Below are 26,998 nucleotides of genomic sequence, written 5' to 3'. Positions count from 1 at the left end.
TTGCCGTCCTCGCTACGGGCGCTATTCCCGGTCAGGCTCCTAACAAGTCTCATTTAGCCTTGACCAATCCTAGTTCACGGTTGCGGAGTCGTCAGGTTCTGCATCGCTTTTTCGCTTGCCGATGGGATAAACGATGGGTTCTCACCACTGCGATTGCCTGAAAGGGTGTTGATTTCCTGAACCAAACGCTGGTAGTGCCGGTTCAATTCAGTGTCATTCAAACTCGCCAGCTCGGGTCGCACACTCTCGGCTTCATCTGTGTCAGGGTCGTCTTTCTTAGCTCCGGCCAGACGGCCCAGATGATTCAACAGCTGTTTCCCCCTGCCAATGATCCTGTTCAGTAAGGACTGGGTTCCGTTGACTCCACCCCCAGACTGTTGGGTGTCGACTTGCGCCAGCACCTCGCTCATGCTGAGCACCTTGTTATTGACAATCAGGCGCTCAACGGTATCGCCTTCTTGGCTGAAAAAGTTTTGCACCCTAAGGCTGGTGGCATTGAGCGGATGGGTGCTATTGTCACTGTTTTTCAACAAGTTGTTATTCAACAAGACAGTCAGGATAAGATCCTCGCCTGCTTTTTGATAGCGCAATTTCTCGCAATCATGGGTATTCACTTCGAGCTGGTCAGCCGTGCCCGTGGCGTTTGCCAGAAGCCATTGGCCGTTATCCGTGTCATCGCCAGAGAAACGGTAAGTAGTGCTTTTTTCATCGATTACATACTGATGCCCTGGGATGGTTTGCTCTGAAAGTGAATAACCAGACTCGAGTCGTTGACCGATCCTTTCCCTGTCATCCAGAATGCCGTTATCCAGTTCCAGGCTGTCTGGCCAACCATTGGCATAGATAAGGTCAGGGTTCTGCCAGGTGCCTATTCTCACCAGGGGGTCAGCACCAGACGCCATCATTTTTATCCCTTCAGAGGACGGGAGACGCTGGTTGATGATGAGTTTGTCAGCGGCATAACAGTTCAGCGCCCGAATTTTCCTGTCTGGCTTGAAGGCCCGGGTTGCCAAAGCAACCCGACCATTTCGGTAGATGGTTAGAAAACCATTGTCATTTATTGTCATGACCAGGTGCAGGTGGGGGGAGGTGAAAAATGGCCTGACTCTTCGATGAAAAACCCTGGCACCCTCCGTTAGCCTGATCTCCAGTTGCCAGGGTTTCAGGCTCAGGCTGATGGCATCAGAGCCGTCAGCCCCGGCAAAATAAATCAGCGTGCTCCCCGCCCGTGTTCGTCTGCCCAGCGGCAGGCCACGACGAATCAAGGCCGCCAGGATAAAACTGCCGCCGGTGACCGGAGGGGGCATCAGGCGGGATAAGCCGACCGGGCAACCAGTCTGGTCACCACTGTCGTTGGTTGGGCGCAAAGCCAGCGAACGCCAGCTTGCTGCCTGCACATCCGCAAGGCTGACACCCGCCATTCGAACACGGTTAAACGAAGAGGGGGCAAAGAATAGCTTTAGCGCACCATTTTCTTCGGCATTCCCCAGCTCCAGACTGACAAGGTTATTGCCAGGACCGGGGTGGACACTGGCACCGCTGCTTTTGAGGTGGAAAATATCGTTTCCCGACTCTCCAAACAGCTCAACCCCCGGTCTGACAGCACCTGAAACGGAGAACACGTCATCACCTGGCCCGCCGTGTACAGGCTCGGTAAGATTGCCAAGCTGGTAAGCGCCATCCAGTCGTTTATCAACCATCAGCTTCGAGTAATAGTAATCTCGAAGGTTTTTGCCGCTAAGCAATCTGCTTCCGTTGTTGGCCGGATCAATCGTTGTCAGACGCCAGATATGCCGTTCCAGGCTGTTGATAAAGTGCCCGGTGACCAGGCTACCATCCTCACGCACACACTGGGGAACGTGCCGTAAATCGACGCTGAAAAATACATGTCCGCCGTTGTTCACTTCCAGACGGGTATAATTCCCGGTCAGTCGCCAGTCGAGATTTTCGGGTTGGACTCCGTGCAATATCAGGCTATTCCCGTTGTCCGGGTCGACGATCCGGGTGCCATTGGCCTGTGGATAAATAACGTAAATATCCGGGCCCAGGTTACCGGAAAGAAGGTCAGGCCCCAGGTTTGCCACCATCCGGTCAGCCTCCTGGCTGCCATAATGCCTGTTGTATCCAGGTCCCCCTATGGTGGAGGTGATTGAACTGTTGCCCCTGGTGCCGGAAGAGGTAATTCTGAAAGTATCATTGCCACCTCCGCCATCGACGACAATCCCGGCAAGGGCCGGAATGTTGAAAATATCGTCGGAATCGGGGCCCTTGAAAATCTCAAAATTACTGATAGCTGTCGGCCATTTTTCGAAAATGCCCTTGGATTTGGATTTGGATTTGGATTTGGGTTTGGGCGACCTTTGCGTAAAAGACATATGACCTTTGACGTTTTTATCAGGAGGGCAGGGTCCCGAATCGCTTGCAGAACAGGCAAGGCTCGCTGCTTTTTTTCTTAAAGACAGATTGAGCCGGACAAAATGCGGCTCGATGGTCATCTGGCTGAAATCTATCGTGTCGGTGCCCGGACCACCGTTAAAATCGTTGGCTTTCGGCTGCTTCAGAAGAAAAAGGTAGTCATCCCCTCCTCTGCTACTAAAACTGTACAGGGAGCCTCTGGACACATAAATGTTATCGTTATCATCACCGGAAAATTTTATCTTGCCCTTACCGGTGTCCTCCAGGACAAAGTTCCTGACTGTTAAACTCCTTTTAAGGTTAACAACCACACGATCGCTGTCGGGTAAATCAAAGAGCAGTGTATTGGCACCGCTGCCGCCGTCCAGGGTAGTACCATTTTGCCAGCGGGCGTTAATGATGACCCGGTCGTTTCCGTCCCCCATGTGCACCTTGTCCAAACCGCCCCCGGTGCTGAAAATATCCGTACCATTGCTGCCAAAGTAGGTATCATCTCCCGAAGTCCCGTCAATCTGGCTGATCCCATTGAATAGGGTCTGGTGATAACGCCGACTGCCGGTTTCCTTATTTCGCCATCGGGTCTGTGCGATCCCCTCAGTGACATTGACGCTCATCCCATCCAGCTCATGCATTGAGACAACCTTGATACTGAGATTCCTGGCCTTTTTGTGCAGGAGCCAGGCACCATAAAGTACGGCAGACTTGTCGTGTATTAGCCGATTGTGTCCCTTTCCGGAAGCCATCACGGTGGTATTGCCCATGCCGACAATAAACTGGTTATTGCCACCCATATCCTGCAAAATGTCCCGCCCTCCCTTGCCAAGCAATATATTATCTGTGGCGGGATTACCTGTTAGCCGATCATTGCCCGGACCACCGATAATGATAGGAACGCCAGAGTGTGAGTCTGAAGACAGGTCAAGGAGAGCACCCGGTAGGATCGCAGAGCTGGTGAACGGCCTGGAGGCTCCGCATAGCTTAAGAAAAGTCGTATTCCTGTGAAAGGTATGATGTATCTCCAACAGGCTCAGGGCTTTCGCCATTGGCTGACCGGGGAACATTTCGTCCCATTGTTTTGAGACCGGTTTTATTTCTGATACCTTATGGCGTCCGAGATGTTGCCTGCGACCGTCTGCATGGGTGTTAACCAGTTTGAAAGTCAGTGTGTGTGTTTGTTGTGGTAAAGAGAAAACCATCTCCTTGTCCACTTTGAGCCCGATACGCTGCTTCAGGACCGGGGCCACGCCTTCAAAGAGCACCTGCTGTTGGTTCAGCTTCAGGGTCAGCTTGCGTAAAGGACCACTACGCGGGCTGCAACTGGAAGTGTCGAAACGAAACTCAATATTCAGGCTGATATTATTACTTTCCTCGCTGCTAATGCGGTGCAGGCCGACACCCAGGTTTTTTCCTTCATTAGAAAGACTCTCCAGCTCAGTCTCGTCAGGCCACTGCCAGCGACGGAATTCACCTAAAGGTTTTCCGGGGTAGCGATTCAAGAATCCCAGCATCTGCGCTCTGGAAAAAGTATGGATGTCCACTTCTCTGATAAGCTTGCAAGCATCTTTTTTCTGATCAAAATGAGTGGACAGGGTCGTGTTGCCCAGTTTCATCACATCCCCGTCAATGAACTGCCAGCGGCCCGTTTCGGCCAAATCCCCCCGGTACCAATGGGTATTAACCTGACTAACTGTGACAGAGGGGATGTCGGGGGTGTTAAAGTCCAGGATGACGTTAGCATTAGGTTTCTGTTCGCTGAAAACCAGGTCCATGCGCTCGATGAACGGGTTGACTGTCAGGCTGGCCAGCTGTTTGTGCTGCCGGATGCACCCGGCACCAAATCGTCCCCAGCGGATGACCAGAACTGGCCATTTTCCTGTCGAAGGTTCCTGAGGTTTGTGGACGTAAAATTGTTGGTTAACAAGGTTGTTGCCACTCACCCTGATTGAGTCGGTATGAATGCCCATGTGAACCTTGTGGTGACCATCACCCAGTAGCACGGAGTTAAAACCGCTTCTCAGCCAGATGGTTGTCTTTCCGCCATTAGTAATGACCGTGTCGTTGCCAGCTCCGGTATCCAGGGTATTGGTGCCACCGGTGGCCATGAAAACCGTATTCTTATGGTTTCCTTTGATTCTGTCATCGTGGGGGGAGTCCTGTATGACCTCAACACCGGTCACCACCTCTCCCGATGACCGATCGCGGTTGGTCATATCCAGCCAAAGATTTTCCTTTCGAACCACGTAGGAAACGGTGTCTGTGCCGGGGCCGCCGTCCACCTTATTTTGATCGCTCAATACCGCCCGGTCATTGCCCTCCCCCAGTTTTATTATGTCTGTGCCATTGCTGGCATAGACAAAATCGTCACCACCTCGCGTATCCACTATGTTGTTGCTATTTTTATCGCCCCTGAGATAAATGCTTTCGCGCTGTTCGGTCCCGTAGACTTCCGAGCCGTCTTCAGAACCCACCAGATTTTCCACACTCTCAACACGGCCACCGGTCCCCAGGCAGTCCAGGAGGGTGGCGAAGAATTTAATGGCTTTGTTACTTTCACTGGCCCTGAGCAGGCTGTCCTTTTTGAAAAACAACAGGGAGCGGTCGGCTTTCATCACGAAAACGCCTTCGAGCGAAAAATAGAGGTGAACTTGCTCGCGCGCGCTGCCGTACTGAACTTTGCCGAGGTAAAAGTAAGGCTGCTTACTGTAAATATCAGAAATTCGATTGATGCCTGTGTGACTGGCGTCGGGTGTGACCTGGTTCATCAATTCCTTAGTCATCGATGACTTAGCGAAAGGCCATACATGAAAAACATCGAAAACGGATTTTTTGCCTGTTTCCTGACTATTCGGGTGGTCGCGGTCCAACCCCTGAAAGTCGAGATAACGATAAAAACGGTTAAGCCAGTTTCCGTTTTTCAAGTCAACCCAGACTAATGGCTTAGAGTAATCATGACGGTAGTGAAACTTCATACCCTTGTTGTTAGATGATTGCTCACCGAGCCTGAAGGTATAACGACCAACACTGTAGTGAGCCGTGACATTGCCTATTATTGGTCCCTGGCTGAAAACAGGAAGCGAGAAGCTGGGCAGGACAAGCGTATCATCTCCGGGGCCGCCAAAAAGCCGTGCATAGCCTAACCCCGGCGAAAGACGGTCATTACCTGTACCACCGTACTGATCGACTGCGCCGAGCTTGTCAATAAGCCGGTCATCACCCGCGTCGCCATACTGGGATTTGCCGTAATAAATCTGATCGTTTCCCGGTCCGCCGTAGCCAATGCCACCGACCTTTGACAAGTAGAGGGTGTCGTCCCCGTATCCCCCATAAGCCTTACCTGAGTGCCCAATCCAGATAACATCATTGCCACTGTCACCGTGACCCGTACCTGATTTTTCAATCCGGATGATGTCGTTGCCACTGCCCCCGTAAGCAGTACCCGTCTTTTCAATCCGGAGAACGTCATCGCCACTGTCCCCGTAGGCAGAACCTGACTTTTCAATCCGTATATCGTCATTGCCACTGCCCCCTTTTGCCAGGCCTTTTTTCAGGATCAGCGTGTCGTTGCCTGCACCGCCATACAGCTCTCCCTCGTTAATGATCAGGATGTCATCGCCACCCAGCCCATAAAACACCTTGAACCCTTTCTCGCCGTACATGTAGTCCGGCAGAGACGTTCCTTTTGTGGTTCGCCTTTCGTTGATCAAATCACGAATAGCAAGCCCTTTGTCTCTTTTACCACCCAAAAACTGGTGAAAGTATACCTTCACTGTCTCAAGGTTCTCCTTATAATTATCCTGGTCAAGCCAACCAGTGGCATCCTGGTGGAGCACAAACTGCCTGTAGCCCTCCTTCTCAAAGTGAGTTACCTGATCATTAAGATATTCCTTGAATTCATCGCTCTCCAATACAGCGCTGAAATCCTCCCTGGCGGTGGGAGGCGGCACCAGGGCCGCCAGAGCCGTTTGCAGAAAGCTCAGCAGTTGACTGACTAAGTCCACAATAATGCCCAGCTTTGGATTGATGAAGTCCAGCGCTGTACTGAGAACATCAAGGCCAATGGTAATGGCATCCAAAGCGGCCATTGCACCAAAAAGAGCCGCCCGTTTATGGTTGCCAGCTTTTCTTGCCGCATCGGCGTTGCTGGCATTAGAGACCAGTGAAGAAGCGCCAAGCGTAACAGAAATGACACCGCCTATAATGGGTATCGCCCTGGCCACATTTCGTGACATTTTCGGACCCAGCTTTAACGCGACGCCAATGGCCCCTGCCGGATTTTTCGTCTTGACCAGGGTTTTGCTCAGCGCCCAGTTGGCGGTCGTGGTAATGCCGTAGACCGAGTTGATGGTACCCAGGCCCGCACCGGCATAGGCCATGTCCCTATCTTGGGCGGGCATCTCGTCTCCGTATTTTGCCAGGCTATCCAGTGACACCGAGGCCAGGGCCAGGCCAGAGATGGCACTTACTCCGCCGTAAATCATCCTGCCCGTATTGAATTTTGTACTGCGATCCAGCTTATCCAGCATGCGCATGAACTTCCCTTGCGCTTTTTTCGACCCGCTTATCGGCCTGGTGCCACCCGGGCTGCCGGGCTCAGGGCCATCCCCGTCCCGGCCTTTTCGGGTCCGGAGGCTCGCCATGAACTCCGGGTTTCCAAGCAGCTGTTCCTTGACAAAGCGGGTGTCGTCGACACTGTAGCCCGAGTCATTAAGCAAAGTGACCACCCGATCAACGACTTGCTCCGGATTCAGCTCCTGCCTTTGCGCCAGTGTCTGTCGTAAGAGATCAAGAAGCTCCTTGCGGAACGCCGGGCTGTTCATAATGTCTTCGGTGACCACCGCCGCAAAACGTCCCTGTTCCAGCAGCAGGAAGGCATCTGCCAGCAACCCCCTGTCACCGGCACTCTGTCTGATATGGATGAAGCGGTCACTGGCCTCAATGGCATCCAGGTGCCCGCTGACCCGATCCATCAGGGTCATCGCGGTTCTGACCGGTTCGGAGCCGTCGCACAGCACGCAGTCTGCGGCGGGCAACCTTGTGGCCTGACCGGCTGGCAAACCCGCCTTTTCCAGTCCCTGCAGAGTCTCCCGGAAATGACGTTCGGTCATATCAAGGATGTCAGCCATCTGGCCAAAATCGATATCGCTCCTGAGTGCGGCAAGGCTGTCGGCCACGTTCTGGCGAATCTCCCTGGCCAGAATGTGGGCTTCGGAGGAGCCCTCCCGCTTCACCCTGTCCGCCAGCCCGATAAAGCTGGCCAGACGTTCCAGCAGGCCGGAGAGTGTCAGCTTGCCTTCCTTAACAGTGAACTCGCTGACCAGCGACTCTGGTGACAGGTTTTCCACGCCCTTTGGCAGTCGGACCCGCTTCTGTTGCAGGGCGAGGAATGTTTTTGCCTGATCCTCCGGTGCCTGGGCTTCCCATGCCTGCAGCAAAGCCAGTGCCGCCGCAGCGGTCAGCGGACTGTCGGCGCCGCCATTGCCCAGCATCAGTGTCCGTTGGGCAGGCATCAGGTAGGAGGCATCGGCGGTGATTGAGGGGTCGGTCAGCACCCGAATCGTAAGGTCGCCGGAGGTCAGTGAAAATTCCTTGTTCCCGGCCAGGTTCAGCAGTCCGTTAAGTCGCTGATAAAGCCCGGTGGAAATCCTTTCAGGCAGGGAACCCAGGGCGGTGATCTCTGCTGTAAGTAACTTCCCGGCGACGGTTTCAGCCAGACCTGCCGGGACAGCTGACTGCTGGGCATAGCGCAGGAATTCCCCGGCAAACCGCTGCCGGGTGACATCGTCCATTTTGTCAATAGCGGCATTGATCTGGCCAGTACTGTCAATGTCCTTCAGTTCACTAAAAGCCTCATAATGACGTGCCAGCTGTGACAGGTAAGCCTGTGTGGTTGCAGCGTTTTCTCCCGGTTTCAGGGGGTGACGCAACAGCCCCTTCAGGCCATCCTGTGACTGGGGTGACATAAATGGGAAAGGATTGCCCGGGCCCGCCGGGGTTATTTTCAGATAATACCTGTCACCGTCTGCTACAACCTTATGACGAGGACTGCTGGCGATGGTTTCAATGGTTTCAGGCTGCCCTGGTAAAGCCTGCACAGACGTTGGCTCTTTACTCTCCTGCTGCTGGTTAACAGGCAACTGGAACGGCCTTCCGACACGCTGTCGCAGTCTTACCGCCTCTACAAATACGGTGTGCACATCTTGATTCATATTGGCCAGCAGGCCAGTGTCAAAAGACTCCCAGCCCAGCCCCCGGGCAACAAAAGTGCAGGCTTGTTTCAATTCAGCGACCATGGATGTCCCTGATTCACTCCCAGATCCAGTTCTCCCAGATCCAAGGAGAGGCAAATTAAGATTTCTGATGGTATTGATATCGGTGTCAGGCAATATGGACGTTACGGCATCGGTCACTCCCAGGTGTATCTGGCTGGCTGGCTGCCCGTTGCTACCAAGAATCTGATCCATTTTCTGGTAGATAAAATGAACCATCAGCGACTTCAGGTAATCGCTGATAACGGGGCTTAGCTTGTAATCTTTGTGAATAGCCCTTTTCCGATTTGACAGGAAGTTTTCTGCTGCCGCCCGACTTAACCCGAGCAGATGAGAGTTGAGCAGGGATTCCATGCCGGAACCGACAGTCCAGAAAGCCCGATAATCCACGTTGACCCGCTTAGAGGTGGAAGGCAAGGGGGTGTAGGAGGCGATGGTATTATCAAAGCGGGGATCTGGGACCAGGGGCGCTGAGGGTTGTTTATCATTGACGACCTGATTGTCAGCCACCAGCGTCAGTGCGTACTGACGGGTCAGTCCCAGGGGACGCGACTCACCGTCAGGCACTGTCTCGGTGTTGATCCCGAACTGCTGCCGTACCTCCTGCCGCAAGGCTTTCACCGCGCGCAAGGCTGTCAGCGACCCATCCCCCTCAAGGGCTTTCAACAGACTAGCGCCAACCAGGCTCGTCAGGGTTTCCCGGAAAATAAACGACTTGTTCCTGTCCTTCGTGCCCAGCAATAACAGGGCTTGGGCACGGTTTTCCTCACTCACCTTGATACGGCTGTCCACCAGCGGCCAGAGAGGCTTGGGGCTGATTCTTATTTTAAAAGGGCTAGCATCGGCAATGCCCGCGTCCCTGACGGGTTGCACCAGCGCCTGAAGAAGGTGCGATAAACGTGACTCAGCCATCCCCCGGGCAATGAGCTGAATGTCGTTCTGTAGTTGCTCTCTGCCAATAAGCCCCTTCCGTTCCAGCCTGCGATAAGGCTCCATGTGGACAACCAGCCTGATCGGCAAAAGACGGTCTGGCCAGCGATCGGGAAGCTCGACGCGAAAGACCTTGCGGTGATCTTCGCTGTGGGTCAGGGCGTAGCCGGGACCCTGCCTGGAAAAAGCCAGGTCATCGCGGCGACCCAGAGTAAACGTCTTTTGTCCGTCCGTGGTCTGAACCCGGGCCTGGTAACGCCCCAGCCCGCTATCGGTGATGAAAGCCGGAACCTGCCTGTCGGATCCTGAAGGCAGTGGCGGATTTTTTTGCAGCAGATCAAGCCATTTATTGGCTCGCAGGGCATTGGCCCGCAACCTGACCGGGTCGGTGGTTTCCAGCCCCCTGAGCCGCCGGTGAAAAAAATACTCCGCCAGTAGCGGCTCAGCGCCGGTCAGGAATGGTTTTTTGAGCAAATCAACAAGGAGGTCGTCCAGGTTGTTGGTCTGCTGCCGGGACAGCGGTGACAAGATACGCTTGATCGCGTCCCGGTAATAGTCCGGGTCGGTATCCGCGGGAGCCAACCCAAGCTCGGTTCCTAAAGCAGCCGCAGCCTGCGGGCTGTCAGGTGGCTCCTGTCTCAACAGTGCCAGCAAACCGTCCCCTGCCGGGGCGGACAGGGGGCCGCGGCTGTCAATAGCACTTTCAATAGCAATAAGATGCTGGTTGCCCAGCCGGGTGACCGGTTGCCGCCCGGTGCTGGTCAGGGCAAGGGTTTTCCGGCTACCAGCGGTGACCGGCACATTGCCATGGGAATCCTCACCGAGGGGAAGCTGCCCAGGATCAGCCCATTCCTTGCGCACGGCCTGTGCGTCCGTGAGAACCGCCTCTGCACGGTTTAACCAGCTCAATAACCCCTGATGTTCTGCCGCTGTGAAGGCGATGCCCCGTCGGTCTTTCAGAGCATCGGTCAGCACCTCTTCAAGCTTCCCGGCGAGGTTGTCGATCCCGCTCAGAGCCTTCAGCTCTTGCTTGTCAAGCACAGCCGTGACCCCATCCGCCGGATCAGCCAGAAGTGTAGGCTGCGAAGTCACCATGCGCTGGTTGACCAGCCCACTCCAGGCGACCTGGGTCAACAGTGAGCGGAGATTTCCCAGCTTCGAACGACGAGCGTCGGATAACCGGTCTACCTGTTGGTTGCAATAATACTGGACTCGCTGAAACAGCAGACGGGTTTCCCTATCCCCCACCAGCCGACCAAAGCCGGACAGGGGGTCAGCAATGGCTTGATAGGCAATGCGGACTCGCTGGCGGTTTTCCACGGTCGTTATTCCGCCCGCCGTGGTGACCGCCTGAACAGGGGTATGAGCTGATGCGGTGGTCAGCACGGACAGCAGGTTGTATTGCTTACGAAGCTGGTTTTCCAGTTGCAGCAGCGTCCGGTCACCGGTGATTTTGGCTCCCTGCAACCAGCTCATGGCGATGGCTGGTGAGTTCGTCTGGTCAATACTGGCCAGTGCTGCCCGACATAAATCCTTCAGGACCAGGGTCAGTGCTCCCAGGTAATTACTGGTGGAGCGACGTTGTTCGGCCAGTACCGCCGGGTCAACTTGCAGCACCACAAGCCTGTTGCCACTGGTGTCCCCGCTGCCCCCGGGACGATAGGGTATCACCCGCTCAGGAAGCGTCTTTTTGGCGAGCCTGACCACCAGCCTGAGAGGGTCGGGAGGCTTCATGCCGGTCAGCAGCTGACTGTCCAGCTCAGTCATAGTGGCCGGTTTGATGAAGCTATCGGGGAATCCCAGGGCATTGACCAGACGCTGTCCTGCGGAGGTGGCAATAAAGACTCTCAGCTCTGACAGGAGCCGTTCGGCCTGGTTCGCCAGTTTTTGGCCGGGACGGTAGTCGGCAGGAAGGATCACGGCTATCCTGCCATCCGTACCCGTCAGTGTCCGTAGCTCGGAACTGCCCGCTAACAGCCGGTGGTTTTCCCGGCGGGCGGCGGCCACCTGGTCTGCCAGCGGTTCCGCCAGGTTAAGTGTGTATAGCCCGTTTGTTTTTGACGCTGCGTTGTCCAGTTTCAAGCCATAAACTGTCTTGCCATGGTCGTTTTTTTCCAGCACCGGGATCGAGGTGTCGCCGCAGCCGTCGACCCCACGTCGGCAACGTTTCTGGCCAGACGCATCCGGGTTCTTGTTGATGACAATCTTCCAGCCATTTCCAGAGCGAACCAGCCGGTAGGCCGATGGACTAAACCCGGCGGCATTGGTTACCCTGGCCTGCGAATCGGGCGTTGTTTTAAGTGTGTCTACGTAGTCAATCAGTTCCCATCGGTGAGGGGCCTGGTGCGTCAGAACATCCTTCAGTAATTTGACCTGCTGATCAGTGAAAGCCTTCCTGAACAGGGCCCTGTCACCATCAGGCAGGTTGCGGTCAAACTCATAGAGTGCTCTGGCAAAGGTTTGAATACCTGGATCATTCTGGTGGTCCTGAATATGATTAAAGAAGCTCTCAAGTCTCGTTGGGAGTAATTCAGGCTCCTCGCTGAGCAGCAATAGTATCGAGTTTTTAAAGTCTTCCTGACTGTCGGGTGACCCAATAGGGTCAAACTGACGTTCAAATACATACCGGTTGTCGTCTACCAGATGAGCATTGTCCCGGTTCAGCTCAGCAGGCAGGGAAACCTGTTGGTAGGCCGCGTCAAAACCAATGGAGTTGCCCAGTCGCGCCAGTTGCCCGGCCTCTTCAGGCCAGCCGGACTGAAACAGTACGACATCGACAGCCTCTACACTCTTGGCCAGACCCAGGTGATAGAGCTTAACGACTATTGAGTCAAAGAATTCCTGGGACAGCGAAGGGTTATTCTTCATCCCAAGCTCAATCGTTACAGCGGTATCCCCGACCTGCAACCGGGACTCCTGCAGGGGAATATGGGGATTTAACCGCCAGTGAACAGGCAGGCCCGCACTCAGGTCAAGCGAGCGCTGCCGCTGGAAGTCTCGACGATAGCTGTCCGGCCCAAAGCGGTCGAAAGCTTTGATAAACTGCTCGACATCATGCCGGTAGTGGTTTGCTACCAGCTGGCCATCCTGCCCAGCTTGCCGGTATAGCTTTCTACTGACGTAAGTATCCAAAAACGCCCCGGGAAACTGGCTGCTGAATGATCTGGCAGGCAGTAGCATCCGTTGCGGATACGGCCTGAGTGATGGCTGTTGAGCCACTGGCTCCAGTGAGCCGCCTCGCACAAGGATGCTCCCCTGGTCAGTCTCCAGCCTGAGGCCATGACTTCCGTCTGCGAGTGGCGTCACACTCCTGATGCGAAAAGCCGGCGGGGTCCCGGCCTGATCATCCTGACTGATCAGCCTGTTCACTTCCGACAGCTGGTTTTCGGTAAGTGCACGGGCCAGCCCCTTGATATCTTCCTCCGGATACTGCAAGCGATATTGATCACCCAGCAGCTCTATCACTTTGAGACGCCGCGACTCCGGCAATGCCGAAAAGCGCTCGGAAAACCACGACCAGTCTTCTTTACCCACCCTGGCCATCGCCAATTCAAGAAACCCACGGGTAACCTCTGGATCCTGGCCCAGCCAGTCCGGTTTCAAAGCCAGCCTGAGACGGCTGTGGAGGTTATCCGGAGTCGCCGGGGTTCGGAGCAACAGGCGATTGACACTGCCGCTTTGACCCGGCAGGGCGAGGTCCAGGAGATAATGGCCATCGGCGTTTCTGGAGACAGGTCGCGCTGTGCTGCCTTCTGACATCCGGCCAGCCCAGAGCTTCTGGTATTTTTTGTTATCTTTCGAGAACGGCGAGTAGTAATCCGGCAGCCTGCCGGGCAGCAGTCTGGCACCGTTGGCAAGGCGGTAATCCAGGGTCGCCCCCAGCAGGTCTTTGATCCTGAGGCTGGCTTGCAGGTCCGGAGCGCCCGGCTGTGCAAGGACAGTGAGCTTTGCTTCCAGTTCCTTAATGATCGGTTGCAGGCCAACACGATTAACGTAGTCACTGAGTGAGGCAACGGCGCTGTCAGAAAGGTAGGTATGGATATAATCTGCCAACCTGACCCCCGGAAACAGGGATTTCCCCTGGGGATCGTCCCCCGACAGCCGGAACAACAACAGGGTAAATAGCGACCTTAACTGAGCACCGATTGCCTTGTTATCACCTGAGGCCGGATCGCCTGAGGCTAGAAAAGTTGCTGTCACGAAACGTTTGGCGGCCTTCAGGCTGTCCAGCAGCCGCTCCCCTTCAGAGCTGTCACTGTCAGCAAACAATGCCGCGAACACCGGCATATCCAGATTCTCAAAGGGAAACCTCAGGATGATTCCGGTCTCTGCTTCTTTATCATTGGCCGGATGAGCCAGTGTCGGGATTGTTTTATCCAGCCCGTTAAATTCGGCTTCCAGAGCAAGCCTGTGAGTGTCCAGGTCATCCAGGGACAGCGGGGCTGATAGCCATTGCAATCCCGGCTGACCTTCGGCACCACGCCATTTCAGGGTCGTCAAAGGTGAACCATTGATCTGTGTCGAGCTCTGGCTGATCATGCTGTCCGATGCGGCAGGTCTGGAGACCGCGTCGGTTATTTTTTCAAGGATTATCCGGCCAGATGCGCTGTCCTGTATTACCGTATTTGTGTCGGGCGGCAGCAGGGGAGCAAGCCGCGTTTGCTGGCGAACCTTGTCACTGTTTTTAACATCCGGGGGGGGTTGCTGATCTGGAAAAACGGCCAGTGTCAGTCTTTTGGTCAGGCCATAACGGCGGCCAGTGATGATTGCCGATACTCCCCAGGTCACCCGCAAGTCCTTTTGGGCCTGCTTGAGCGCTGCCACATCGGGATGGTTTAACAGGGCTATTGCAAAAAGCTTTGCTACGGAAATAGCCTCACGCTTATCAAGCGTCTTGTCTTTTACACCCACTGTCAGGGTCAGCGGATCGTTGTTCAGGCGACTCTGATACGAGTGCCATTGGGAGTTAAAGACAATCGTTATTTCCTGACAGACACGACCCAGAGAGATTCCGTATCTGGACAGTATCTCTCCCGATTTAAGCACCGGTTTAACAAAACCTTTACCCTCATCAACAGCAAACAAGTCCAGGAGTGTATAAAACTCAGTGGGCAGATAAAGCGCCGCCAGCTGTCGCCAGCGGGCACTGCTGTCAGTGGCTACCGAAGGAAGCGGTTGATCATCACCGGCTGCCCGCTGAAGGTTAAAGTCCACGGATACTATTTTTTGCAACTGCACCAGGCTGTCCCAGGCTGACTCTGACGGCCCGCCGGTTATTGCCCGCAGATGGGCAGTCATCAGCAACTGGCCCAGTCTTTCCTGCCCGGCTGTGTACGGTGCATTCAGTTGATAGCTGACAAAGGAGCGGGTTACATGCTTCAGCTTTGTCTGGCTGAGTTGACCCAGGCGGTTGAGGATGGACTGCCTGATCCAGTCCCGGTAATGGGCAGTTCCGCTTTCAGAGGCCACCAGGGATTGGGCTCTCTCAATAAAAACCAGGTCAACGTCCGGGTCGGCTCCCAGAAACGCCGGGTTCTGAGCGGACTTTATTCGTGCAGTCGATACCCTGTCGAGAGGAGCTAAACCTATCTTTTTGAGTTCACGCCAGGGTTCCCGAACCTCGAGGGTGCCGAGGTAACGCGTTTCCCCCTCGTCAGTGACATAAAGAGAGACACCTTGTCTTGACCCCGGGTTTACGATATCGATGTAACCCAGCCTCGACCCTTTGTTTTTACCTTGTGGTAACTCGAAAAAATCTGAGTGACCAGTATCCTTGGGAATAGACCTCCGCCCGTGCTCGACCCGGTAATCCAACAGGTCGATAAACAGCAATTTTAACCTGGCTGCCAGCAGGTTTTCGGGGGCTCCCCACTGCCTGCCTAACCCTTCAGCCTCAGACCCCATGGTGGCCAGCTCATTGACTGTTTGCTGCATAAAGGCACTGAAGGCTTTCCAACTGTAATTGCCGATGGCTGACTTAAGTTGGGCGGCCTCCACATCTGAAATGACCGCCATTAAAAAATCGCCGGTACCCAGTCTCAGTAATCCTTCAAGTTGAGTGATCGCTGAGTTTCTGATACCTACTTTCCCTCTTAAAAATTCTTCAGTTGAACTGTCTAATACCTGCTTGTACAAATGAATGGTAAACATGGACTTCAGTAAGTCAGAATCCAGACCCAGCCTTTCTAAAACGACAGAGGCCTTATACTGGCTCCACTGAAAAACTCGCCTTAAGCAATCTTTTTCCTTCGGGACAATAAGACCGGCAATATAGGAGGTGATATCCCCGATCCCACCAAGATCGACCCCAATGTTAATCTGAACATGATAAGGTAATGACTTCCCTCCTCTGGCACTGCGCTTTAATGAGACTTTATTATTTTCATATAGAGGATCGCTGGTTAACCTGAATTTTTCTAAATCACCCTGGTGATCATTTTTAAACAGCTGGTTATTAAAAGCCTGAACCAAACCGCTTACGGTCATTCCATCCTTAGGTATTTTTGCTAAAACAGAGGCCAATGTCCTGATAGCAAGAAATAAAGCTGAGGATTTACTCTGGTAATTCTGGAGAGGTTTGGGTCCGGTAATGACTTCAATGATAGAGCGACCATCATGGTAATCGGTAGATAGAACCAGATCAGGATAGCCAGTGTCAAAAAGCTCGCCGGACTTAATTTCACTATGGGCAAGCCATTCTCTCGATTGAGCTTGCACATCTGTGAGAGAGTACTCTATTTCAAGACCGATTAGCCCTTTATCAGGGTCTTCAGGAATAATCGGATCTTCTGTATTCTCTGGTAATCTTTTAACACCCAGTTCAAGCAGAATGCCTTTTTGAATGGTTTCAGAATCGCTGCTGACTCCTTTCAACAGATTGGCTGCAACAACGTACCGGGCCATCAGGCCTGAAAAAGTCTGATGTTGTTCAGCGAGAATCTGGCCTTCGATGAAATACTGGCTCGGGTCAATTTTCAAGACACAACCGGTATTTTTGACCAGAACCGGTTCCGGCGGAGTTGTACCGGCTGAACCAGGGGGAGTAATGACCAGTAATAGCCGGACAGAGTCGGGTATTTTGACCTGGTCGAAGCCGGTACCGACAGAACCATCAATAACGCCCTGATTCGCCAGCGTCAGGAGGTTGCCAAAGGTCTGGCTCTGCGCTTTCGCCAGAGTATCGGAAAAGCCCTTGAACTCAGAGCTGGTTCTGAGCCATCGAAGGGTTTTGATAATCTCACTGTGTAATGAAAACAGGCGTTTGGAAGGGGTATTCTTTTCAAGAGCATTCTGTTCAAGAGCCTTCTGTTCAAGAGCCTTCTGTTCAAGAGCCTTCTGTTCAAGAGCATTCTGTTCCAGAAGATGCTTGATAAACCGACCAGAGAACAAGATCGCGACTTTCGACTCCGAGCCTTGATCGTTGTAGGAACCCAGTGGCACTGTGCTGATAATTCCGGGACTGTTCTCCTTTATTCCTTTGTTATAGACGGCCATGTAGTGGGAAGGAATGGTGCCAGCGTACAGAGTTTTGTCTGACGGCTTTTCCATATCACCCAGACCTGACAATAACCTGTTTTTGACTTCAACGGGTAAATCGGCGCTGGTTATTCGATCTTTCAGCATCTGGTAATCCGATTGCTGCAACCAAAGCGCAGACCGCAGTTGTGAATCCTGCATTTGTTTCCAGGAATCGGCATGTACCTCAACCAGACCCTTTACAAAAGTATCAGCAAAGTCCGTCGGGTTTGTTTCAAGGTAACGAATAACGTTTCTGATCGAATGGGTGAGTTTATTTTTCTTCAACAATACCTTCAGTGCCTGCCGGAAATCATCCACAGAACCATGGGCGAAATGAAGCTCACGGTCATCACTGTCAATGACCAGCACCCGGTAAACCAGATCGCTGTCTTCAGGTACCTGCTGCAGCTTCAGGTTCCTGTCAAAACCGAAATCACTATCAGGGTCATCATAGAAATCCGTTTGCCATATCTCCATAGCACCGTCAATTTCAGCCGCAGTTGCTATCGATGCTCGCAGTTCCAGGAGCAGAGCCAGCCCGTAAGATTGAGCCATCACCCGGGCCAGACGGGTAGTAGACGAATCTTCTCGTATATCAAGCAGCCCAACCTCAATGATGACAGGCTTGTTTCCCCGCCATTGCTCGACAGTTACCCAACTGTCTTCGATCAACTGGTCGTGTTTCAGGTGAATATCAATGTTCGGCATATCTGATTCAAAATCATTCTCTATCTGCCATTCGCGCCAGGTCATCAGGCTATCAACGAATTCATTAGGTCCGCCGAGATAATCAAGCACAACCCCCAGCTGTTCAGGCATTCCCTCAAGTTGCGCCAGCTTGCGCAGCTGAGAGCGATAGGCACTGTCTTTGATGGTCGAGAAAAGCAATGGCAAATCAGCACCCAGAATAGTTTTCCGGAGTTGACGGCGATCGTCGTCGAAGGGCATGGCAGGGTCCAGACGAACATAGCGTCCGGGTTTATTTGGATTCGGGTGCTTGAGGATGATGGCATTCTCGTGGCTGGGGAACCGGGCAGACAATTCGGCAATCAGCAGTCTCTGCTGGAGATCGGGTTCGTCACCCATTTCCAGGGTGGTTGCGGCCATACCCATCAGACGGAACAGCAGTTTTCGCATCAGGCTTCGGGCAGTCCCGGGCTCCGTGCCGATGTCATTGATTTCAGTGGCCAGTACGACCAGATCAGCCGGTGTCAATTGGGCTACTTTTTTATCGAGCCGCGGCTCTATCAGTGAAATAGGGTAATAGGAATAGGCCTGCTTAACCGTACTGATCAGCGTCAGGGCATTACGCTTATCCAGCGGCCCTGAGGACTGAAGCATAAACAGGATATTGCGTAGATTATCCGAAAAAGCCGCATTGTTATTCTCTGGTAAGCTCACCAGAATATACGTTTCACCCGAAGGATCGGTGACAACGGGCAGGTGGTAGTTGTTATTGTTATTGTTGTCACCATCAAACGCCTCTGGGTTAAAAGCCAGAGACACGGGATCAGTGAAATCGACAGAGCCATCCGGTTGCCGCTTCAGTCTTCTGTTAATGCCAAGAGAAAGCGTGTTTTGAAAAAACTTTCTCTGTTCATCACTTTTTGTGGGGCTCAGTTCTGGTACTTTTTTGTCTGCTTTTTTGTCTGCTTTGCCCACCAGAAAGTGATCTGTTATCACTTTCAGAACCTTGACATACTGCTGGCCCAATTCGGAAAAGTCGTTTCGTAACTGTTGGCCGTGGAGGGCCGACAGATCGTCTTTTCCCAATACCGAAACCAGCAGGTCAAGGCCAGAAACCCGGAACGGGTTTATGTCATTGGCACCGGGTGCCACAATGTCTTGCAAAGAACCAAGCAGCAGGCGGGTAAACAGTGTTGCCATGGCGTCGGATGACGGCTCTGCAACTTGCTGTGCCAACAGATGACCCGCCTGCTGGGCCGCGGAAAAAGGCTCCCGCATAAAGCGATTGCTGTAGGCCAGCAGGCCAATTCCGGAAAACAGGTCAGCGATTGAGTCTGCGCGGACAAAGGCGCTCATCTTTAGCGCTTTTGGCTCACCGGCCTGTGCCAGTTCGGCACCGGCAATCGACAAGGGCATCAACCGGTAAGGGGAAAGGTCATCACCGGTGAGTTTATGCAATCGACGGTTGTAACCCTCAATCAGGTCGGAAAGTTTCGGCCTGCCATTGCTTTCAATAATCGCTTCATGCAGTAACCGTTTGGCCTGTTGGAAATCAAGATCATTCTCTTCACCCAGACGAACATAACTCCTGCCGGAGGGTGGTAGAGCAGGCAAATTCCGGAGTTTTTTCACCAGCCCTTCTTCAACCGGGAGCTGGCGGGTAATTAACTGCCCACGCCCGTCTTTCTCTAGCACCAGTTTGACGCGAGGGTCTGACTGTGACCACAGCAGATCGCCATTGGCGGGTAAAAAGCCCGTCCATTTGCGCCCCAGCTCATCCACCGCCACCAGGGCGTTACGAACCGTGATTCGATATGTCCGGATTTCACCAAACAGTGCTCTGGCGAAAGCCTCCACAGGGTAATGCTCGCCGCTGGCATTAGCGCCACAGCCCACCAGACTGACGGTTTTGACAAAGCGCCCGCCGGTTATGCGCTCAAGCACTTTGGCCAGTTGCGAAACCGTCTTCCCGCCCAGAAGAAACGTTTCGGAACCGGCCTTATCCCCCTGAACCTGACGGCCGTGGCCAACTACAATAATGCGGGTGTCGTCTTTAAGAAAATCAGCTTGCAATGCCTCAAGCCCAATGTCCTCGCCTGTCTTTGCGTCGTACAGGGAACCATCAGAATCCAGAACGATACGGCGGCTAAAATCGGGCTGGTATTTGTTTGCCAGGTATAAGCTGGCAGTGCTTTCATTGTCACTGTCGTCCAGCTGAAGAATGACCTGGTTTTTATAATGGCTGTCTTGCTCAGCGTTCAGGGCATAACGCTCGGTTTTATCCGCATCGGGTATCCAGCTACTGGGGCTTTCATCAGTATCGACACTGATTAAATCAATCCTTGATAAAGGATTGATTCGCATGAAAGAGGAATTTTCGTCAAGATCATTAATGTCTTTTCTTGAAAAAAGACTAGACATATAACTCCGGGTGGCCTCTGTAAACACACGGGACCCGGATATAGACATCGTCGATCTGGAATTACGCAGTATTCCATCTCTGCGATAATAAAAAAAGGTGCTGGCAGTTTTTCTTGAAATGTTCAATTCCCTACTGATTGATTTTGCAAGTTTGTTTTTATCTGCATCGGAAATATCCAATGGTTTATCGATATGTAAACGTTCAATCAATTGATAACGTCTTAGGATATTTTGCTTAACTTCATTGAGAACCTCACTGTCAGGTGGCGCGATAATTAAGTTATTATTGGCGAATATGTTGTCTTCATACTTTAATCTTATTTCCACTGAACCAGGAATAACCCTGAGGGAATCCGGGAAGACAAAAAGAGGTTTTTCCCCGTGATTAGCTATGGCTTCTTCGATTGCTTTAACAAAATCAGGGTATTCTTCCCTTACTCTGTCATAGTATTTATCGCGTTCAGGATCAGGTGTCCTGTCAAAAATTAGCTGATCCGGCCCTTCCTGGGAAAGATAATTAAGAATTGCATGGTTAATGGGGTAAGCCGGACCGACCCAACCGCCGTCAAAGAAAAATTTTTCCGGAAAACTAATGTGCTTAAACAATTCCTTGTTAAAAGCAGGTAGAATATCAACATCCAAATAGACCCCCCCTCCTTGTTCATCTCTGGCTTGCTTATTACTGGCTTGCTTATTACCGGTAAGCACTTCCACTCTTACCAAATCTGCTGCAGCGGCTAAAATCCCCCTGAGCCAAAGTTCTTTCACGTACCACTTTTTCAGGCTGGCTCGATCGTCTTTCTGCCAAAGTTGATTGATGTCTGCCAACCTGAATTTAGCGGATTCAGAGCTGCCCTTAAGCTTGGTTATCTCGTCTTCCAACGCCTTGATTTGATTCAGGCTTTCTCTTTCTATTTTCTCTAATTCGCTTCGATCCATACTCAAATGGTTGACTAAAAACGTCTTTGCCATGTCGTCGAAGGATTTACCCTCTGCGATGCCTTTTTTTATAGTGCTATAGGCCAGATCTTGCAGCTCATTCAAACGTTCCACAAATTGATCCCTGGCATTTTCTTTTTTCAGGAATGATGCGGGTATTTTCTCGGCGGCAACCGTTTTCTGCATTTCCCGGGCAAGTACGGGGGCTAAAAACGCGTTCGGATCGTACCAGAGCGTCATGGACCAGGAGGGAAACTGTGAAACCCAGATCTTTAGATAGTCTCCAACACCTTTTTTGAGCGGACCAATCCAGACAGTGTGAAACTCTTTAGGTACCTCAACCAAAGTATCCAGCAGGTACTGCTTTATTGTGGCGGTCAGGTAGGGGACTGCTCCTTCACCCGGAAGCGTTTTGGGCAGGTTTTCCTGCATCCGATAAACAAGGCCGTATTTTTCAAGGGCGGTTCCATCCATGCGAAGAAATTGGTCAAATTGTTCAATTTTTTTCTCCAGCGACGCTAAATTATAGGAACCAAGCATACCCAGACGGGGCTTCAGGCTGCGCTGGAACATCGCCAGAGTCGGCAATGCATCATCGGGATCGACGGGGCCCAGTAACCCGCTGTTCTGTGACAAAACATGCGACATCTGCCGTAGTCCCACAGAGCTTTCAGCGAGCAGGTCTTGTTCAGGCAAACGCTCAACTTTGACGCTCCCGTCACTCTTGCGCAGTGCTTTCAGCTTGTCGGACTTGTCGGACAGTGACCAGCTCACCAGACCTGTATCCGAAAGCAGGCCAACCCAAAGCCGCCCCCAGATATCGACTCTCAAAAGACCGTCCCGGGCAGTCACTGACAAGGTTTTTGTTGTTGTCAGGGTTTCTTTCAGATAATCGCTGACATGCCCATCGTCATCAATGCCTGAGCCAACCAGGTTGATGCTTTTGACCGGGGTATCACCGGTCAATTCATTGATTTTTTTAGACAGATCTGACGCGCTTTGACCGCTCAGGGTAAATTTCCCATCGCTGGATTTGCCCAGACCTACCACATGAATCCGGCTATTACCGTCCAGAAATCTGCGAATGTCGGCATTATTAACCTTTGCACCGGTCTCACCATCTGACCAATAATCGCTGCCAATGACCAGCCAACGGATTGAGTTGTAACTTTCTCTGGCTTGCTGGCGGTTTTTATATTTTTCAAACAGGTAGCGACTGGCTTTGCTAATTGGGTTAGCATCGCCAGACTCCATCTGGATAACCAGTTGTTGACTGTATTGGCTATGCTTTTGTGGAGCGGTGAACACATAGCGTCTTATATCGTCTTCCTGAACCAGGGCAGCGAACGCTTCGCTGGCAATAGTAAAGCGTGCTCCGTCAGAAAGTTTAAGAGTATCAATTAACGCTTCTAAGCCTTTCCCCCAATTCATTAAAACCTTGCTTTCCCTCAGGGCCTGATTACCATTAAAAACTTGATAGCCTTTGGTAAACTTTTGTACACCTCCGAATCGATAATAAGGTAATCTCCCATCAACCTTGTGACTGGTTACGTACAATTCTTTTTGTTGGGCATCTGGCCAATTTTTCAAGCGGTACAACTGAAATCGATCAATCTCTTCGTATTGTAATAAGAGCGTGTTAAGAGCAAACTTAATGCTTGGATTATCTGCTTTTGCCGCAAAAAATAAACCCGGATTTTTTTCTGATGGCAGGTAGGTCTGATAGGGCATGAATTGAATTTTTTCTAAAGGCTTAAACAGTTTCGAGGGATCAGCACCCGCCAAACACCGCTCAATGTCGCTCTTCAACTTGGGGTACTTTTCACCTAACCAGGCGATATCGTCTGAAATCTTCTGTGTAATGGCGGGATCCTGGTTATCAGGAAGGAATTCTTTGCCAAGCCGCTGGACGACCAACTGTGTCTGTACTGCCCTTACCCTGCTCCAATCTGCATTGCTGACGTCTGAATCATCAAGCCCCTTGAAAAGATCCTCATTAAATGCAGGGGTAAGCGACGTGTCAGAATAAACGCCACCAACAGCGGCAATAACCCTTAGTTTCACCAGTGCGTTGGCCGCAAGCTCATGACCACGCAACCCCAGTTCTCTGTCATAGTAATTTTTGGCCTCCTTACCGTCTTCCCCGTAAGCATCGCCCCAGATATCATTAATATTTTTTAAGGAGAACATCGCATTGGGATAAGCAGATTGTATTTCCTGTACAAAATCCCGTAAGGTTTTTTGCAGTTGTTCTTTTTTTTTGTCAACGTCCGTCTTGTACTTGAGTCGGCTGAACAGAAAATCCTTCACCGCCTGATCAAACTGCTGGCCCTGTTCTATTTTTGGTTTTATGGCTTGCCAGGCCTCATCTTGTAAATTCATCAGGTCTTTCAGTAAATCCGATTCAAAATCGGATGGATTACCGGGACTGGGTTGGCCGGTCAATTTACTGGTCACTGATTCTTTGAGAGCTTCCCTAAGCACACCGGCGAGCATTGCATTGGGGTCATACCAGAGGTTTATTCTTAAATCGGACTCTGAATTGGCGAAAATCCATGACCGGATATGCTTCAGCTCCCTATCAGTTGGGTTAACGCTAACAAAATGCAGCCGCGAAGGGACTGTATCCAGTTTGGTTTCCAACCAGCGCCAGGTGTTGGTAGCCAGTTCCACAAATTTTACGCCGGTTACCTGCGGGTAATTCCCAATCAGGGCGATGAGTTTTTCGTAGACTTTTAACGCCGCAGCAAAGGTTGATGGATCATTCACATGGCGATAGTTATCAAGCATCACAAAAGACGAGAGCAGGTCTTCACAATGTGCGTTGAAGTCTGCGTTCATAACGCGGTGATACCGTAATAATGGCGCAAATTCCTTACGGAACGTCTTGGCGTCAGGAATCAGTTGGTCGATTGATTTCGGTGCTGAACCTTCAGCAGGATCAGTATCGGAACGGCGAACCCTGCGATCTGCCGCCGGTTTGGTCATTGCCCGATAGCGCCAATGTAAGGGAGGCAGCAGACTATTAACCGGGGTCATCATGCCAACCGGGGTCATGGTGCCAATGGAGGCCAGTTGCAGGCGATAACCGCCATTCCCGTCAGGCACTGCCGTCAATTCCAGATGACGCCCCAAAGAGCCGTGCCCGGTCACCGCCAGACGCACCGATTTTTCGGTGTCTGTCACTGTCGTTTGATTAAACCTTACCTCAACGGGAAGGGTCTCTTTGACCATTACCTGACGGGGGTTCACTACCGGTAATGGCAGTCTGTCCTGTTCGAGTCCGTCCTGCTTGAGTCCGTCCTGCTCGAGATAGTGTCGTGGCAAACCAAGCTCAGTACGAATCCGGTTTTTGGCCGCATGGGTATCTTCTTTTGGTGCCAGCCCGAGGGCCAGCCGCAATGCCTCCCCCAGCTGGTAAAAGAACGAAAGATGGCCTGACAGCCACCGGGAACCGTAGGGCAAATCCCCTTCATCCGGATCAAAAGGGATGAGAGTAAAGGTGCCGTTATGGACTGTCTGGTTAACCGGTACAAGATCACGAACAGTGTCATTTTCCGCACGATGATGGCTCGGCAAGTAGGTCAGCGGGCCGGACTGACTGCCGGGGAACGCACCATTGCGACCGGGGATGATCAAACTGACATACTCCCTGGGGATCGTCCTGTTGCGCTCATCGGGGGAAATTTTTATTAAACCTTGGTCGTATATATCACCAAGGGTGTCAGGTCTTACCGGAGTCGTTACATTGCCCGACAGCATCCGTAACGCGTCGGTATTATTCAAACGGTGTCTGAACAGGTCGCTGGCATCCACCAGTTGGCGCAGGTCACTGGCGAGGGTCTGGTTACCGGCACGGGTCAGGTAGTCCGGCGTCAGGTAAACCCCGACCCTGTCACCCAGAGCCTTGACGGTAAGGAATCTGCCCCGAACGCCGCTGGTGGCATTGTTTAAGGTAGCGTTGTTTAAAAGCGGTGCCTGCTGCGGCTCCAACAGGCCGTCGTATTCATTCTGTTGTATTTCATCGTTTCTTTTTAACCACTGAAGGTTTGCCAGGCCTGGATTGTCGGGGTCTCTGGCAGTCAGCCAGTCCAGACTGTCATCAAGCGCCCTGCGGAAAAACCATTGTTCACTGCGCAACGGTTGTTCGCCGTAAACGGTGACAATAGCCTTGAGTAAATCCGCCATTTCCCCGGCTATACGGTCATTCTTCGCTAATGCCTGCCAGTCTCCTATAACGCTGGCAAGTGCTGGTGCCAGCTCGTCACCCCGATAAAGCTCCCGGACAGCCTCAACAAAGTCTTCCGCAGTGCCGCCCCGTTTCCTGAGGTTGTGGCGTTGGCCTGATACCAGTCGTTGATAGAGATCACCGGACTGTGCTGGCCATTGCCGGGCCTGGTAACGTTCATCAAGCCCATAGTGCGGTTGCAGTGCTTCCAGCCTGTTGCCAGTGATGCCCCAGAGCTGTTCAATACCGGCCACAGCCACGGCACTGTCCGTCAGGGTCTCTCTCCATGTTGGTACCAGCAGGGCCGACAGTCCGAGCCCAAGAGCCTCGTCAGAGTGCCGGGAAAGATCGGCGGCTCCCAGACGAATCAGTGGCCGACTGTCGTTTGTGAAGGTGGCGTCACTGTCAAAAAATAATCGGTCGGACTCGGCCTTGATAAGCGGGACTTTGTTATCCGGGCCACCCGGATCATTGGCAAGCTGAAGTCCGTAAAGAAAGGTCAGCAACTGCTGGTTAAAACCACCGTTTAGAAACAGTCCTGCCAATTTCTCAAGGTTAAAAACCAGTCGCTGGAGCGTTTGTGCCGGATCCTTGTAATCCAGCGAACGATAGTCTTGGGCATCAAGGGTGAGGTCCACCAGCCTCAGTGATGGAGCGCTGTCGCCCTGGGGGTATACCCTGACCGCTATTTCCGTGCCGTTAACCTGGGTGCGGTAACCCTTGCCAAAAGCAGGGCAGGTTATTGTCTCATCGATGCGCAAAAGCGGCGCAACGGGCGTGAAGGAAAAATAACTGTCAGGCAGGGGTCTGGTGACATTGCCTGTTGAAGGGATCTCCTCGTCCCTGAGCCAGTCGAGTGTTTGACCAAGGTCGTTTTTAGAATGCCAGTGCCTGGCTTGCAGTTCGGCACTTAGAGGGGTTGGCGGCTGCTCAAGAGTTTTTGGGGCATTAAACAGATCGGGAAGCAAAGATTCCAGCCAATAGAGTGAAACCGGTGATAGTTTCTGATTCAACCATTTGGCAGCCAGCGTTTCAGAGATAAAGTCGAGCTGTGTTTGAGTGGCTACAGCGGAAACCGCATCATCCGTCTGGCTGATGGGAGACGGGATTAAAACGCCACCATTTTCTGTAGAACCATATTGGCGCACCTGAAATTCTGACCAGAAGTTATTGGGGTCACAGGCTTCATAAACGACCATTGCCATATTTTTCAGCAACGTGGCGACGAGCTGGTCAGCTGGGATCGATTGTCCGATTAACAATGTCACGCCATCGTCGTCATAAAAGATATTCGGACCCGGCAAATCAGAGTCAGACAGGATAATACTGATATTCCGGTGTATATAGTGAGGAAAAAAGCCGGACTGCTCGATTAACCAGAAGGCTCGGTCAATGGCTGTCTTTACAGCACTGATCTGTGCTGGCGTAACAAAGGCCGTCCCCAGGCTGGCCCGGTTCGTCGACAGTCTGATGGTAAAGATATCGGTATTAACAATGGCCGAGTAAAACCGGCCATCACTAGTATCAATCCACTGTCGTTCAGTAGCAGGGTTGAGAGGACTGGTATCGGTCAGATTAGCAGGCATAAGAGAAG

1 protein-coding gene is annotated in these 26,998 nt (G+C 52.3%); it reads right to left on the bottom strand.

Annotated elements, in window-relative coordinates:
- Positions 1–74: 74 nt before the first annotated feature.
- Positions 75–26,990 carry a TcdA/TcdB catalytic glycosyltransferase domain-containing protein gene (locus K7B67_RS02305; RefSeq protein WP_252178759.1) on the bottom strand — a complete coding sequence of 8,972 codons (26,916 nt, stop codon included), beginning with the start codon at positions 26,988–26,990 and terminating at the stop codon, positions 75–77.
- Between the last annotated feature and the right edge of the window lie 8 nt (positions 26,991–26,998).

This window comes from Endozoicomonas sp. 4G (assembly GCF_023822025.1).
Lineage (GTDB): Bacteria > Pseudomonadota > Gammaproteobacteria > Pseudomonadales > Endozoicomonadaceae > Endozoicomonas_A.
The sequence above is the reverse complement of the archived record's forward strand: the minus strand, read 5'-3'. Positions and strand labels throughout refer to the sequence as shown.